The sequence below is a fragment of the Arthrobacter sp. FW306-04-A genome (assembly GCF_044358315.1).
Classification (GTDB): Bacteria; Actinomycetota; Actinomycetes; order Actinomycetales; family Micrococcaceae; genus Arthrobacter.
Genome location: NZ_CP084559.1, coordinates 681723 through 695626 on the forward strand (window position 1 = coordinate 681723; position 13904 = coordinate 695626).

Consider the following 13904-nt stretch of genomic DNA (forward strand, 5'->3'; position numbering starts at 1 on the left):
TCGCAGGTGGCGAATCTTCTCCGGAAGTAGTACATGATCATTTGTTCCCCCATACGACTCGCGGGATCGGCAACGAGCGGCTATTTAAGAATATGCAAAAGCCTATACGTCTCGCGGTCGCCGACGGGCGTGTCCAGACTTGTATGGAGGCAAGTACCCCCTGGTAGCGGGGGATAGGTGCCAAAACAGCCTGAAAGTCGACTTGTGACGAGAAGTGCTGAGGTTGATGGCGGGGAGCAATCCGGGTAACGACGCTGGGATCTGCGCTCATGCGCTACCATTCCCGCCCATCGTCGGGAGCATCTTCTGCCAGTTCACGGGCGATGTCTCTCTCGGCCGACTTGGCCATGTCGCTGTAGAACCGTTCCTCGAGGGATCCGGCCGGGAAATGTTCCGCCATCGTCCGTGAGCGATCCCGCTGTTCGAGTGTTTCGGGGTACGGTTCACCGGGCGTGCCTGAACGAAATCCCGAAATGGTGGCACTCCACAGCGCGCCCGTCATCTCTCTGCGAGCCTTTTCGCCTAGTCGCCGAGCCGCGTGCAGCGCGCTTCGCACGAAGTCAGGCTGATCCCAGATAAAGGTTCGAGGCGCTTCGTGGAGCACGGCGGACACGGCTCGCGTCATCTCCTCGGAGCCAAATGCCAGCGCTGTGCTCAAGACGTCGACAACCTGGCTGTCATACCTGACCGCGACAGCTGCGAAGACCTCTGCGCCCATCTTTCGCCGGATCCAAGAGTCCAGGCCATCGGCGATCCAAACTAGGATGCCGTTCAAACTGGCGACGAACCCGGCAGTTTCGCGGATACGGAGGCGGTTGTCCCAGTGGAATGGTGTCGCACGGTAGCCATCAAGGGATTTCAGGTTCTCTGCGCGTTCGACGCGATCTTGCAGTAATCGGATGACCCACTCGGGTTCTGAGGCAGACCGAATAGCGAGGGCTTCGCTGACGGAATAGCCACCGATGTCTGCGAGCTCTAACAGGTCTTTACGGATCACCTCTATTTGGCTTTCGGAGAAGTTGTTCCACGAGATGCCGATTTGGGACCGGAAGCACGTGAAGATCTCTTCGGCCAAGTCCCCAGAGTCTGCGAAGCGGACGGCAGCGATGAGACGGGTGACCTCACCGGGATGCCCCGAGGCCAGCATCTGAGCCGCTCGAGCGACGCAACCTCGGACGACTTGGTCCGGGTCGGACGCTAGCTGGAGTAAAAGGTCAAGTTCTTCGGTACGAGGTTCTCGGGTGCCGCGATTCCAGCTCAGAGCCTGGGCGACGGCTCGACGGCGCTCGACCGGCCCGCGGGCTAGGAGATCTCGGGCGTCATCCAAGGCCGTCCTAGGGTCGTCCTCGGCAAGCGTGGCAAGTACCACGGGCAACACGGGGTCGAGATCTGCCGGCCAGGGACTCGTTCGAATGTGTTCTAAGAGCGCATGCGCCAGACCTCGCCGGGCCTGGATCAGGCTGGCCACGACAGGGCCCGGCTGCCCTGCCGTCTCACCGTTGACCTGACGGTCTGCTCGAAGCCGAGCGACGAGCAGTTCAACGATTTGGGTCTCGGTATACAAGGACAGCCCGGTGACGACCTCGTGCATGAGCTCGAGGCGCTTGGCCTCCATCTTTTGATAGTCGTCGTCAGGGTCACGAAGCAGATGGCCCCAGCCGTCATGGACGACAAGCGCAAGCAGCGAATCCACTCCGCGGGGGAGTGACAGCACGGCACGTTCTGCAGCCGCCCGGGTAGGTGAGTCCGAGTAGTTCTCGTGCCAGAAAAGGGCGTCGCGGATTGCGACGAGAACCGCCGGGTCGAGCGCCCCTTTCGCAGCTGTCGCACCAAGCCGCTCGATGGTGTCGACAAACCCCGGGGTCCACGCTTGCTGCTCATCCGTCGAGACCGGTCGGCCGAAGGTGCCAATCGGGTAATGCAACGCCGACTTTAGGAACCTGACCGCGGCGCCTGCACGCCGAAGATCGGTTGAGCTGAGCTCGTCGAAGGCCAGATCGATGATTCGCTTTCGGACCTCGATCACGCTTGATGGATTCAACGAGTAGGGCCGGAAGGTGATTGTGTGGCCGCGAGAGCTCGACTCATCGCCTTCCGTCGCAAGGAGCGGCTCCAGAACCTCGAACGGCGAAATGCCCAGACCGTCGGCAAACCAGGTGGAGACGATGTCGACAACCCTTGAGTTGAAAGCGACGGGCTTCGCCAGATCGAACTCTGCCAGTTCACGAAGGATCCGCAGTGCGTGCTGGGGGTGCGGGTTGGTCGGACGTTCATCAATGCAGGCGAGTTCCCATAACTGCCCGAGGGCATCTGGAAGGGTGTTCAGGCTCAGCGCAGCGAACTTGAGTGCCGGCGGCAATGCGTGAAGGACTTCGGTGTAGGCGGGCGTGATATGGCCTCTCCAAAAGGCGTTCTCATCGCTGATGCGCTCAGTAGGATTGTCAATTAGCCAACGGGTCACCATGAGCGCACGCTCAGGCTGGAAGTAGGCCACCTTCGCCAGAAGACCAACCTGGTCTCGTCGGCCGATCAGGTCGGCGTTCTTTATTCTGGTCTGGAACGCAGCCCAAAGTGAGTCGGCCAGGCTTGGTGCCTCCGGCCGCTTGTTGCGGACCTGCCAGTCCACTCGGTTGACGTTCACGAATAGGTGTTCGGCGCTGGTGCCGTCGGCCAACGGTTCAATGCGGGCCAGGTACCCAGTTCCGTGGAGGTCTGTTTCGCCGAAGGCCGCGTCGGCCAGGATCACGTCGCCGAGCAAGTCAGGCACGATCCGCAGTGATTCGCCGCGGCGCCTGAGGATGCCTGCGTTCTCAAGGCTGCGCAGGTGCTTGTGCAACTCGTCGTAGGGCTTTCCGACGATCTTGCTCAACGAGTCGCGCGCACTCGTCTCGTTGGTACGAACCGGTTGCAGAGCGGCAACTGCAACGAGAACGGCGTGGCGCGTAGGTGGGTCGTCGGCGAGGGGATCCTCCACGAGTGCGTCACGAAATCCGCGCATAATCTGGTCACGCACGTTGTCGTTCTGCTCGAGCGCCCCGGGGTCTAGTTGGCCGCGTCTAATCAGGACGCCGCCAACGACGGTAGCCAGAGGCGAGTCGGCGGTCAGGGCGGCCAGCCGCCGCGCGACCGTCTTTGGGACGTCGTCAGTCAATGCCTCCCGAGCAAGGGCCGTTGCGTCCTCGAAGCTGAGGTCGCGAAGTTCAACCACTTTCTTGTCTTCCGGGAGCAGGCCTGCTCGTGCCAGCTCCTCCCTCAGGGGCCTCAGGCCATAGGGCCTGGTGGCGAGCACGATCTTCGCGTCGCGGTTGCGGCGCCAAATGCCGGCAACCACAGAGGCAATCCCGGTGAGCTCGTGGGCGTCGTCGATGATGAGGGTCAGACCTCCGTCGTGCGGAAGTCGTTCGAAATCTGCTCCGGCGACTTGGGAGTCGCCGGGGAGGACTCGGACGAGATCGTGTTGCGTTGGCGCCGCGTCCGCCAACGCTTTCAGCATGCGCGTCTTGCCGACTCCGCCAGTGCCGACAAGGAAGACGAGGTTCGCGGAAGGCTGGTACGCGGCAGTCACTAGCGCATCCAACTCCTCCCGTCGGCCGGAGAGGTTCCACTCGTGGTTGAAAATCGTACTGCGGCTAGCGTCAAAGTGCTCTTCAGGGGGCAACCACGGACCTGGCAACGCTATGCCGAGAAACGACTCTCTATGGCCCGGGAAATAGGTGTCGACGATGCGGACGGCTCGCTCGCCGGGCAGGTTTCGAATGTATCGCGAGATGTCTTCGCCGTCCCAGAGTTCCCAGTCGGAGTGCTCTGCGGCCGCCAGTCGAGCGTCAGGGGTGGCGATCAGCCGCGACAGGAACAAATAGTTCTTGTCGGCCGTGACAGTGACCTCGCTGATCGCCTTGCGTACGGCTGTTGGCCCGAACTCGCGGTGCCGTTTGCACTGCCCTGTGGCCAGATTCCTACCGCTTTCGGTGACCAGAATGTCGATCCCGTACTGCTTGTGACCTCGGCCTCCGAACCGGCTCGCGTGGCCCATTGGATACATGGATGCCATCACGTCCGCGATGAGGTCCTCGAACCGGTCCTCGGGAAGTTCGTCCGCCGGAAGGGCTCGAGTCAGCGGATGGACCGGGCTCCTGACAGTCGATGCCGGCGGCCGATACCCGCCCGCATCGAGCAACGCATTCTCGTCAGCAGAGAGCACTTTTGCTAGGTGGGTGAGCATTGCGCGTCTAGGGCGCGACCGGCCGCGCTCCCACCCGCTGACGGCCTGCTGACCAACATCGAGCAGCGCTGCGAGTGCAGCTTGGTCAAGGCCGAGTGCCTCGCGGCGCTCACGTATCATCAGTCCGAGTTCTTTGAACATGAGTCGATCGTACGCAGTGACTGCGTGGGAGTCAACCTTCGCACGTAGGAACTACGTGTGGAGGTTGCTCGGCGGAGCAGGAGATCCACGAGTTGGCGCCACCACGCTGCGAGCTAGTGCCAGGACCATCAGGGCGTTCTTTTCCAAACCGACCTGTCAGCCTGCCGTAGCGAATGCCCGGGCGGCGGCGGGGACTGCCTGCGTTGTATCCTCGACCTGGCCTTGGCGTAGCAGCTTTGCCGGCGGCACATCATCCAGCCGGGGATTCATTCCCTGAAACCACGCTTGGACCACGGTCTCGGAGTCGCGCTCGGCCAGGAGTGCGGCGACATGGTAGGCGTGGCGCAGCCGTGTCATCACTCATCGGAGGGCTTTCTCTCACCGTCGGCCCACTGAACGGCAAGGCCAGCGCCGGAGACTGGGCAGGAACCGCCCGATCCCGATCTATGTCGGCCCCACGTTTACCCCACGAAAACAACGAAAAACGTTGATATGTCGTCGGCCTTGCCCAGCACTAAAAACCCCGAGATTCCGCGGATTTTCAAGCCAATAGTAGCCGTTGGAAGACAACGAAATATGCCCTCCCATGAGAAGAGGTCAGGAGTTCGAATCTCTTTAGCTCCACAGCTTGCAGGGTTTTTTGAACCTTCGAATCGTTGGAATAAACACTTTGATAACACTTTGGCTTATAGCTTGACCCATTGTGGGCCGAAAATTTCTGCGTCATGCACCCAGCGTCGTAAGCGGAGAACTGCACGACCAAGGTCGGCGTCATTGGCGCCATCGGGCCGGACGGGGTCCCGGGCTCCGCCGTTGTGGGTTTCGGAGCAGCGTCGGGGACCGGATACGGTCGCTTCTGGGGAAGCCGGACTTATTAGCGCGCAGTACCAGGGGGATCCGGTGCCCAAGTGCGTGCCGCCGCTGCTGAGCGCCTCTCTGGGCCCTGGTGATGCCCCAAGCGCTCTCAGCCTTGATCCACCGATTCGAGGTGGTCCTGACTGGTTGTCGGGGGTGGCCGCGGTTTTGGGTGTGGGCATGGCAGGTTGTCGGCCTCACTGCCAGTGGCGTTCCACTGTGTGCTTCTGGTCGGGCCTTTACCCGGCGGGAGAGCGGGATTTTATGCCGCTTGCGGTGGGACGTGGACGGTGGTGAAGGGATCTTCCCAGGCGGCTTGCCAGAGACAGGCTTCGGGCAGATGAAGTCGGATGCGTCGGGCGCTGGAGACGATCCTGGCCGGCACATGGATGAGTTTGCGGCGTATCGTTCCGGTCCTGGCGTTGCCGAAGTGCCCTGCGGGGAGGATCCCGGCGATGGCGCGTTTCACGGCCGGGTCCATCCTCACGGTCTCCGGGACGGCGGCCCCGCCGATGAGCGCCGCAGCCACCGAATCATGGCCGTGGAAGGCAGAATCGAAACGGCAGGGCACCCGCTGGCCGGCGTGGACGCTTTTAAGAGTGGAGAAGGCCTCGGCGATCAGGCGTTTGGCGCCGCGGGCGGAATCCGCAGCCCTTTGCGCTGCTGCTGGGATCACCTGAGCGCTGTCCTTCGTCAAGGCGGTGGCCGGCGCGCGTTCAGGCCCCGCACCTGAGTATCCGTAGCCAGAGCCCTCTTTGGCATAGCCGTGGACCTCGATGATCCAGTCATCGACATCCACGAACACGAAGTCACCGCCGGCGGGCGCGCCAAGCAAGGGTGCCCGGCCAGCCAGGTTCCCTAGGAAACGGGACGCGAGCGCGTCCAACTGGCGCACATGCCGGAACGCGAACGCCCGCAGGAACGGACCCAGCGTCGAGGGCGCATAACAGGCAGTGATGGAGATGCTGCGGCGACGGAGAATCAATGCCTCCTTGGCGGGGACCGATGCCGTCTTCCATATACGCAACGGCACGTTCGTCTCGCCGTGAAACTTTCGCACCGAATTCAAGAAGGCATTGGCAAAGACCGGGATCGCCGAACCTATTACGCCTCATGCCTTTCGTCGGACCGTAGCAACGACCGTGGCCGAGAACGTGAGCGATGAGGTTGCCGCGGCCCAGTTCGGGCATGCTTCAGTGGAAGTGACCAGGGCGCACTACATCGCGAGGGCCAAGGTTGTGCCCGACTATTCCGAATTCTTGGAGAACATGGTAGTCCAAATCCAAGCGGGTAACTGGGCCGGCACTATTGGGCGGGCGGGCTAATCCTCGGACCGTTGGAATCCCCGCAGGGCTGCCTGACCTGGTGTTTGACGGGCTCTTGGTCAATGCGCTCAGCCCGCCGTGGAGTTGCTGTGGTGGGCGTATTTTGTCCCGCTTCGGCAGGAAGTCTCCAATTTTTCGAAGTCGCCAATTCCCCTGAACGCCGCCGGAGAAAAGCGAATTGCAGATTGTGAAATCTTGAAGTAACTTTACTAATACTTTTGAATATTTTTTGGGGGAATCACTGCATGAAATCAAGGACGTTGCGTGCAGCTGGCTCGGCTGTCGTCGGTATTGCCCTGCTGACGGGATCGATGGGCTGTTCGGGTCCGAAGGGCGCCGAAGCGACAGCCTCTGCGAGTATCCCTGATGATCAGAACACTTCCGCCGCCGTGGCCAAGTCGATTCAGTTGTTCTTTGCTGCCTCGACTTCGGACCAGATCGGTGCTGCTTTTCCGGATAAAGCTACCGATGACACTTTTACGCTTGTGCTCGACAAGATGGATCTGTCGGGCCAGGCTAATCTGGCAAAGAAGGCCGTCACGGATCTGGCATTGCTTAGAGTGAGTGACCCGAAAGCGGTCCTTGCTTTGGCCGTCGAAGATTCCAAGGTACAAATCAATGGCATGAAGGCCACGGTTGCTGTTTCCGCGTTGTCCGTCACATCCGGTGGAACCAAGGTAAGTAACAACGATATTTTGGCAGCCGACATGAATAACCTGATTTTTCGCAACGGCGCGTGGGTCATGACGTACCCGGTCTCCTCGGAGTCCTCTTCGCCGACAGGTTCGACGCCTGCTAAGTAATCCATTTCGAACTGGTTCCATCTGATCCCAACAGGGTTATCAGCTTGCTGACTTCTGCGGATTCGCAAATATTTTTCCATGGGGATGTCGTCGTGTGAGTGATCGTCGACACTCTAGAAAACTGTTAATTCTATGGGGAATGAAAATTTTGAACGAACGCTTACTGAGCATAATCGCAACGACAGCCCTTCTCGGCGGTTCCCTTTTCCTGGGATCCGGTGCCGCGATGGCTGCCGGCTGCCCCGCCGGCCAGCACATGAACGCCGGTATTGCGGGCGCCCCGGGGTTCTGCTCCCCGGACGGCAGCGGCGGCGGAACCGGGGGAGCGGGCACCTACAACGGCGGCGCTTCCGGAAACGGACCCGCCCCGGCACCGATCCAGGTTCCCACTTACAACCAGCCCGTCTGGACACCCCCGGCCTACACTCCTCCGCCGGCCTACCGCACCCCGGCAGCCCCTGCCGCGCCGGCAGGAGACGGCTCGGGCGGCCCGCAGGCTCCGATAGCGGCAGGCGGCGGTTACCGTCCGGCAGCTGCCGGCCAGGCCCCGGCCTACACGGCCCCGGGCGGGGTAGCCATCCTAAAGAACGACCAAGGCGTCTGGGTGGATCCGTCCACCGGTGAGATTGCCGAGGCCGGCGTCGCAGCGCAGGCCGAGGCAGCAGCTGCCGCGCCGGTTGAGAAGGGGAATGCCTCCGAGGCCGCCGCCCACGCGGCAGTCGAGGTGCAGGAAGCCAAGATCGCCTCGGTGGAAAAGGCCGTGAACACCGCCTTCACGCGACGCCAGATTGAATCCGCCGTGGCCAAGGCCCTTGACAACGCGCTCTTGCGCCTTCATAGGGCGTCGCCCAAATCCGGAGCCTGATAGATGCTTGATCGGTGTCTCGTACTGGCTCAGGATTGCCTGGCGGGATCTTTTCCTTTGAGTTCGGACACGGGCAGAGCGTGTTGAACCGAAACGACCGGTTCAACACCACCATGCTTAAGATCAGGTGGCGCGGGCCCTTGCTGAGCCGGTCGAGTTTCCACAGGACGATGCCGGCGGCCAGGAGCGCGTCGGGCTGCAGATCGGTCGTCTGGCAGCTGTGGGCCTTTGAGACGCGAATGCAGCCAACGATGTGACTGTCGGTAGGGAATCATGTGCGTGCTTTTCGGGGCCCTGGATTGGGGACGTTTCGGTGAATTTGGTGAATTTAGTCGTCCGGGTGAACTTGGTGGTGGTACCTCCGTTCGATGGGTCCACGTCACTGAAGAGTCTCTCAGATGACCGTGTCGGTGGCTGGGTAGCGGCTCTTCTCAGGCAGCGGAACCCGCGGATGGAAAATCCGCGTCCTGATCGGATGGGACTGGCCGGGTGGGCCTGATAGCCGCCCGAGAGCACGACGCCGAATAGTCTCCCGCGTTTTGGGCACGGTCTCGGCTCCCCTTTGGCTGTGACTGGGCCCGTTTGTGCTTGGCATGAATTGGGCTCGGTCAAGCGCGTGTTGCACCGGTAGCCGGCGCATCCATGATCGTTCGGGGTATGCCGGTCCGGCAGGCCGCGTGCAGGGTGCCGGCTGCGGCGTTTGTTTGGACATGTCCGCCGAGTTCCGCCAGGCAGTCTGTAGGGGATGCCGCATCAACGCCCTGGGAGGGTTGCCGGCGCGGCGTCCTAGCTACTGTTGAGAATGTAGTCCGTTGCGGCTGGTCCGGTCATGCGCAGGCCCACGAACCTCCTGCTCTTTCCGTGCTTTTCGGGGCGAAGCCCGGCGATCCGGAGGGCGGTGCTGAAGGCATGATCGGGGAGGGGGACTTTCCGGTTCAGGCAGCACCAGCTCACGTAGAGCCCGTAGAACACGTCGGCGTCGAGCCCTGAATCGATCGCCTCATCGTGGATGATGCAGTCCTGAAGGAACTGGCTGATCTGTGGAGGGGTCATGATGTGCTCCCGAGAATGTCTACTAGGGCTGGGTTCCGTAGATGAATTCCTTGGCGTGCGCGACGGCTTTTCTGAATGCGTCGTTGCGCAGGGTGGCTTGTTCGGTGTTCTTGGTGTCGGGTTCGACGTAGTTGGTGTACCCGGGCCGCAGGATCCAGATGTCGCCGGCTGGGGGCAGGTAGAACACCCCGAAGGAGCGATGCTGGGGGTCTTCGGTCCAGATGGGGACTACCGCGACCGCGGCTCCGGTGTCAGGGTTGATCCATTGGGCGCGGGGCATGGGTTGTTCGTGGGTTTCGGGGTGTAGGAACGGTGCTGTTCCTTTGCCCCACCGCTTCTCGAATCGTTCGTAGAACGCGGGCATTAACTGGCTATCGTAAGGGCGCCAGGCACTCATGGTGGGGCTCCTAGATGTGTCTATGTGGCTTCCGACGACGGCGGGCCGTTTGTCAGTGCCGGATCCGCCAGATCAGCAGCGAAGCAGCGGGAAGCAGCCGGCCTCCCGGCCGCGCCAAGGATTCGCGCTGCGGCGGCGGTTCGGTTGCAGCGCTGTGCGGGTGGTCCCGGTCATAGGCTGCCCGCTTTTTCGGATTACCGAGTATGGCGTAGGCGGTCATGATGTCCTGCAGTTCCTGAAGCGCTTGCGGCGCGGTGCCAAGGCCCACGCTGTCGTCCGCTGGCCGGGTGTCCGGGTGCCGGCTCCGCATCAGTGCGCGGTAGGCGTGGGCTACCTCACGTGGTGTTGCGGTCGGGGCGATGCGCAGGACGTCGTAAGGGTCCGGGCCGTTGCTCGTCATGGCTTGCCGGTGCCTGTGTTCGTGTCGGGGGATGGTCCCCGGCCGATGGCCGGGGACCATCGTTGCGGGAGTCGTCGTCGGGCCCGCCGGTGCTCCCGGTCCGGGAGACTCCGGGCTGCCCTCAGGCGCTGATCTCCTGGCGTTGTTTCCCGGTGGTTTCGATTTCGATGCGCCGCGGCTTTGCTTTCTCCGCCACCGGGATCCGCAGTGTCAGCACGCCGGCGTCGTAGCTTGCCCTGACGCCGTTGGTGTCCAGCGCATCCCCGAGGATGAGCTGGCGGCTGAAGACGCCGCGGGGGCGTTCGGAGGCGATAAGTTCCGTGTCCTCGCCGACGGGGTCCGGGCGTTCGGCCTTGACGGTCAGCACGTTGCGTTCGACGTCGATGTCAACCGAGTTGGCGGTGACTCCGGGGAGATCGAAGGCGACCACGAAGTCCTCGCCTTCCTGCCAGGCGTCCATCGGCATTGCCGCCGGCCTTGCCGTGGTACCGAGTACCTGTTGGGCAAGTCGGTCGAGTTCGCGGAACGGGTCGGTTCGCATCAGCATGGTATGTCACTCCTTGCGGATCGCTGTCTACTTCCTTGTAAATCCAGCCGACCTATATCGGCTGATGTATATTTTTTATAGCACTGGACATGACGCGGAGCAAGCAGAAATTGTCGTAAATTTTGGAGGTACCCGATGGGGCAGACCGAGGACCCGGGGAGAGGCGTGTATGCGATTTCCGTTGCGGCCGAGCTGGTGGGCATGGGGCAACAGAATCTCCGTCTCTACGAACGCAAAGGCTTGCTGGAACCCGGCCGGACCCTGGGCGGGACCCGCCAGTACAGCGAGGACGATCTCGTGACGTTGCGGCGGATCGGAGACCTTCTGGAGTCGGGCTTGAACCTGGCCGGTATCCGGATGGTCCTGGTCCTCGAAGCGGACAACCGGCGCCTGGAGCAGGATCTGACGGAGGCCCGGTCCACCGCCACATTCTGGGTGAAGACGAGCCCGAAGGAGGCCCGGAACGTCAAGGGAATCCGATGAGCGCGCCTAGGAAGGTTGCGCGGCGATACCCGTGACCGTCAGTCTGTCCGAACCGGGCCCCGGCACAATGGCGCCTTGATCTGAGGGAAAACGCGGTTCGTCCTCAAACGCGAGTATCCGCATCAAACGCAACTCCGTTGCCTTTAGGGCCGATAGCGGACGTTCCCGCCACGGCCTGCCCCGAAGCGGTATCCCAGGACGTAGTGTGATGCGCCTGAGTCCCAGCAAATCTCCCCTGACACCTGAGCACCGTTCTCCGTTGCCCGCGGCCACGCGAAAGCCTCCGCCCGCGCGCTCGCTGATCTGCATCGAGGACCGGTTCTAGGCAAGCGGGGTCGACGTGGTCCCAGCGCTTTCGTGGCCGCCCGGATTCGTGTGCGCAGCGTACTCGTCGTTCGCAACAATCGGGGCTGGGCAGGATGCGAAGTGGGTTCCGGACGGGTAGGGGTTGGTTGTGCCATCCGGCAGGGTGAGGCGGGCAGTGGTTCCCTCGGGCACGGTGAAATCGACGCGGAACTCCCCGTTCGTGTTCTCCCAGGCGACTTCGATGCGGCCGTGGGGGGAGATGAAGTGGAAGCCGGCCGAGGTGATGCCCCCGCCAGGGCGGGGATCGATGTCGAAGCGTTCCCATGCGGCTGAGTCGGTGGCTTGTCGGAGGCCTACGAGGTATTCGTGGAGGAAGCGGATGACGGCTCCCTTGCTGTAGTGGTTGAGCGACTCGTGAGCGATACCGTGCTCGTCGATGCCTTCCCAGTCTTCCCAGACCGTGGTGGCGCCTCGTTCGAGCATGCCGAGCCAGGAGGGTGTCCCGCGGCGGAGCAGGAGGCGGTAGGCGAGGTCGGTGTGGCCGTTTTCTGCGAGGACGGGGAGCAGCAGGCCGCTGGAGAGGAAGCCGGTGCCGAGCCTGTCGTCGGCATCGTGGATGAGCTGGACCAGGCGTTCGGTGGCCGCTTGCCTGAGGGATCCGGGGACGAGGCCGAAGGCGAGGGCCCGGACGTAGGCGCCCTGCGTGTCCTCGCGGGTGTGCCCCTCGTCGGTGAGGAACTCGGTCTGCCATGCCGACCTGACGCTTTCTGCGATCCTTCCGTATCGCAGTGCTGCCTCGGCTTGGCCTAGAATTCCGGCGATGCGTCCGAGCGTCTCGGTGGTGCGGTACAGGAACGCTGTTCCGACCTCGCCCCTGTTGGTGCTCATGTAGGCGTAGGGGTTTTCGGCCATGGGGTCGATGAGGGACCCGTCTGCCCCGCGGCGTTTGGGTTCGAGCCATTCGCCGTAGTGGAAAGGGGCATCCCAGATGTACTGCTCGTGGGGGAGCGGTGTCTCCGAGCGGGCGATACGGGACGGGTGGCGGGTCGTCTTGGCGAGGTGGAGCGCGTAGTCGACCCATCGGGTCATGGAGTCCCAGCTTTCCGCCAGAAGCTCGGCGTCTCCGTACGCTTCGTAGATGGCCCAGGGGACGAGGACGGTGGCATCGCCCCAGCCGGCGGATCCGCCCATGACCCGCGAGGGGTTGTCGGGATGGTGCCTGATCCGAGCGGAATCGGGGGAGAAGGCTGCGGGGAGCCCGTCGTCGCACTGGTCGTCGCGCACGGACTGGAGCCATTTGCGGGAGAAGCCCTGGACGTCGTAGAGCATGGCGGCGGTAGGCGCGAAGACCTGGTAGTCGCCGGTCCACCCTGAGCGTTCGCGGGTGGGGCAGTCAGTCGGGACGTCCACGATGTTGCCGCGGAAGCTCCAAAGGGCCGCCTCGTGGAGTCGTTCCAGGTCCGGATCGCTGCACGTGAACCACCCGCGGCGTTCGAGGTCCGAATGGACGACGACGACCCTGAAGTCATCGATGGAGAGCTCGCGTCTCGGATGCGACACTCGGACATAGCGGAAGCCGTGGACTGTGTGCCGTGGTTCGAAGATGCCGGGGCTGTCCCCGGCGATGACGCGGTCGGTCTGGCGGAATTCGAGAATCTCGCCCTGCGGTGTCTTCATGTCCAAGTGGGCGGTCGTCAGGTCACCGCCGGCGTCGAGGTGCTCGCCGAACTCGAGCACCGTCTCCGTCCCCGCAGGACCCAAGTTGGTGAGCCTGACCCAGCCGGAGAGGTTTTGGCCGGCGTCGAGAATCGAGACCCCGTCCCGGAGCCGGGTCAGGGCCGCCGGCGTGCGTTCCTCGATACGTCGCACGGGCGGGGCCGGCGACCGGGAAGGGATAGGGGGTGTGACGACGCCGACCCGGACCGGGGCGGGATCCGCGCGGTTGGGGTCGATGCGGAAGTCCGTCGTCTGCCCGGTCATGAGGTCTGCCCGCACGATCGGGCTGGGCAGGGTGGTCCAGTCGCCGTCCGTCGTCAGGGTCATTGACGTGCCGGAGCCGAGGTCGATTTCGAGCTGGGCGAGGGCGGCGGTGGTGTTGCCCCAGACGTTCCGGCGCTGGGCCCCGCTGTTCCTGCCGCGGAACCACCCGTCGGAGAGGACGATGTCGATCCGGTTGCTACCGGGGGTGAGAAGGCCCGCGACGTCATACTGCTGGGCGTACAAGGTTTCGTCGTAGCTGCTCGAACCGGGTGCCAGCTCGATGTCCCCCACCCGGATTCCGTTGAGGAAGGCTTCGTAGACGCCAAGTGCTGCTGCGTAGAGCGTCGCTGCGGCGGGACGGACGGGGAGGTCAAAAGACCTGCGGAGGACGTATGCCCCGCGCTCGTCCTGGGTGGCGGCTTCCCCGGACTCTGTCGGTGAAATCCAGATGGCCGTCCATTTGACGGGTTCTGTGACAGCCGGGGTCGGCGCCAGGTCGGGCAGGGATTTGAGCATGTTGCCCATGG

At 63.0% G+C, this 13904-nt stretch carries 12 protein-coding genes; 4 read left to right on the plus strand and 8 right to left on the minus strand.

Features of this window, described 5'->3' with window-relative positions; all coding sequences use genetic code 11:
• Nucleotides 1-274: 274 nt before the first annotated feature.
• The 3 genes from LFT43_RS03225 to LFT43_RS03235 form a co-directional block, all read right to left on the minus strand.
• Nucleotides 275-4363 (minus strand): helix-turn-helix domain-containing protein, encoded by a 4089-nt coding sequence (locus LFT43_RS03225; protein ID WP_395801114.1) that lies wholly within the window; start codon nucleotides 4361-4363, stop codon nucleotides 275-277.
• A gap of 156 nt (nucleotides 4364-4519) precedes the next feature.
• On the minus strand, nucleotides 4520-4720 hold the full coding sequence (locus LFT43_RS03230; protein WP_395801115.1) for a hypothetical protein: 201 nt from the start codon (nucleotides 4718-4720) through the stop codon (nucleotides 4520-4522).
• Between the two features lie 760 nt (nucleotides 4721-5480).
• Nucleotides 5481-6251, minus strand: coding sequence for a hypothetical protein (locus LFT43_RS03235; RefSeq protein ID WP_395801116.1), 771 nt, complete (start codon nucleotides 6249-6251; stop codon nucleotides 5481-5483).
• Nucleotides 6252-6294: 43 nt separating this feature from the next.
• On the opposite strand from LFT43_RS03235, the gene LFT43_RS03240 reads away from it, so the two are divergent.
• The 3 genes from LFT43_RS03240 to LFT43_RS03250 all read left to right on the plus strand — a co-directional run bounded on the left by LFT43_RS03240 (nucleotide 6295) and on the right by LFT43_RS03250 (nucleotide 8211).
• Nucleotides 6295-6543 carry a tyrosine-type recombinase/integrase gene (locus LFT43_RS03240; RefSeq protein ID WP_395801117.1) on the plus strand — a complete coding sequence of 83 codons (249 nt, stop codon included), beginning with the start codon at nucleotides 6295-6297 and terminating at the stop codon, nucleotides 6541-6543.
• A gap of 245 nt (nucleotides 6544-6788) precedes the next feature.
• Complete coding sequence (locus tag LFT43_RS03245; protein ID WP_395801118.1) at nucleotides 6789-7346, plus strand: hypothetical protein; 558 nt, start codon at nucleotides 6789-6791, stop codon at nucleotides 7344-7346.
• Between the two features lie 139 nt (nucleotides 7347-7485).
• Nucleotides 7486-8211, plus strand: coding sequence for a hypothetical protein (locus tag LFT43_RS03250; RefSeq protein WP_395801119.1), 726 nt, complete (start codon nucleotides 7486-7488; stop codon nucleotides 8209-8211).
• Between the two features lie 786 nt (nucleotides 8212-8997).
• Here the strand turns inward: LFT43_RS03250 and LFT43_RS03255 are convergent.
• From LFT43_RS03255 to LFT43_RS03270, 4 genes are all read right to left on the minus strand, one after another.
• Complete coding sequence (locus LFT43_RS03255) at nucleotides 8998-9264, minus strand: hypothetical protein (protein ID WP_395801120.1); 267 nt, start codon at nucleotides 9262-9264, stop codon at nucleotides 8998-9000.
• 22 nt (nucleotides 9265-9286) lie between these two features.
• Nucleotides 9287-9661, minus strand: a complete 375-nt coding sequence (locus LFT43_RS03260) for a hypothetical protein (protein WP_395801121.1) — start codon at nucleotides 9659-9661, stop codon at nucleotides 9287-9289.
• A gap of 52 nt (nucleotides 9662-9713) precedes the next feature.
• Nucleotides 9714-10061: a J domain-containing protein gene (locus LFT43_RS03265; protein ID WP_395801122.1), complete on the minus strand. Its 348-nt coding sequence runs from the start codon at nucleotides 10059-10061 to the stop codon at nucleotides 9714-9716.
• Nucleotides 10062-10182: 121 nt separating this feature from the next.
• The gene (locus tag LFT43_RS03270; RefSeq protein WP_395801123.1) at nucleotides 10183-10608 is read right to left on the minus strand and encodes an Hsp20/alpha crystallin family protein; all 426 of its coding nucleotides are present in this window, start codon (nucleotides 10606-10608) and stop codon (nucleotides 10183-10185) included.
• Nucleotides 10609-10743: 135 nt separating this feature from the next.
• Between LFT43_RS03270 and LFT43_RS03275 the strand changes: the two genes are divergently transcribed.
• Nucleotides 10744-11091, plus strand: a complete 348-nt coding sequence (locus tag LFT43_RS03275; protein ID WP_395801124.1) for a MerR family transcriptional regulator — start codon at nucleotides 10744-10746, stop codon at nucleotides 11089-11091.
• A 321-nt stretch (nucleotides 11092-11412) separates the two neighbouring features.
• Here the strand turns inward: LFT43_RS03275 and LFT43_RS03280 are convergent, their stop codons facing one another.
• Entirely contained in the window at nucleotides 11413-13902 is a 2490-nt protein-coding gene (locus LFT43_RS03280) for a family 78 glycoside hydrolase catalytic domain (RefSeq protein ID WP_395801125.1), read from the minus strand.
• Between the last annotated feature and the right edge of the window lie 2 nt (nucleotides 13903-13904).

Bases quoted from the DNA above. Each gene is read 5' to 3' on its own strand.
- LFT43_RS03270 (WP_395801123.1), bottom strand. From the start codon at position 10,608: ATGCTGATGCGAACCGACCCGTTCCGCGAACTCGACCGACTTGCCCAA.
- LFT43_RS03280 (WP_395801125.1), bottom strand. From the start codon at position 13,902: ATGGGCAACATGCTCAAATCCCTGCCCGACCTGGCGCCGACCCCGGCT.
- LFT43_RS03255 (WP_395801120.1), bottom strand. From the start codon at position 9,264: ATGACCCCTCCACAGATCAGCCAGTTCCTTCAGGACTGCATCATCCAC.
- LFT43_RS03265 (WP_395801122.1), bottom strand. From the start codon at position 10,061: ATGACGAGCAACGGCCCGGACCCTTACGACGTCCTGCGCATCGCCCCG.
- LFT43_RS03225 (WP_395801114.1), bottom strand. From the start codon at position 4,363: ATGTTCAAAGAACTCGGACTGATGATACGTGAGCGCCGCGAGGCACTC.
- LFT43_RS03230 (WP_395801115.1), bottom strand. From the start codon at position 4,720: ATGACACGGCTGCGCCACGCCTACCATGTCGCCGCACTCCTGGCCGAG.
- LFT43_RS03245 (WP_395801118.1), top strand. From the start codon at position 6,789: ATGAAATCAAGGACGTTGCGTGCAGCTGGCTCGGCTGTCGTCGGTATT.
- LFT43_RS03275 (WP_395801124.1), top strand. From the start codon at position 10,744: ATGGGGCAGACCGAGGACCCGGGGAGAGGCGTGTATGCGATTTCCGTT.
- LFT43_RS03250 (WP_395801119.1), top strand. From the start codon at position 7,486: ATGAAAATTTTGAACGAACGCTTACTGAGCATAATCGCAACGACAGCC.
- LFT43_RS03260 (WP_395801121.1), bottom strand. From the start codon at position 9,661: ATGAGTGCCTGGCGCCCTTACGATAGCCAGTTAATGCCCGCGTTCTAC.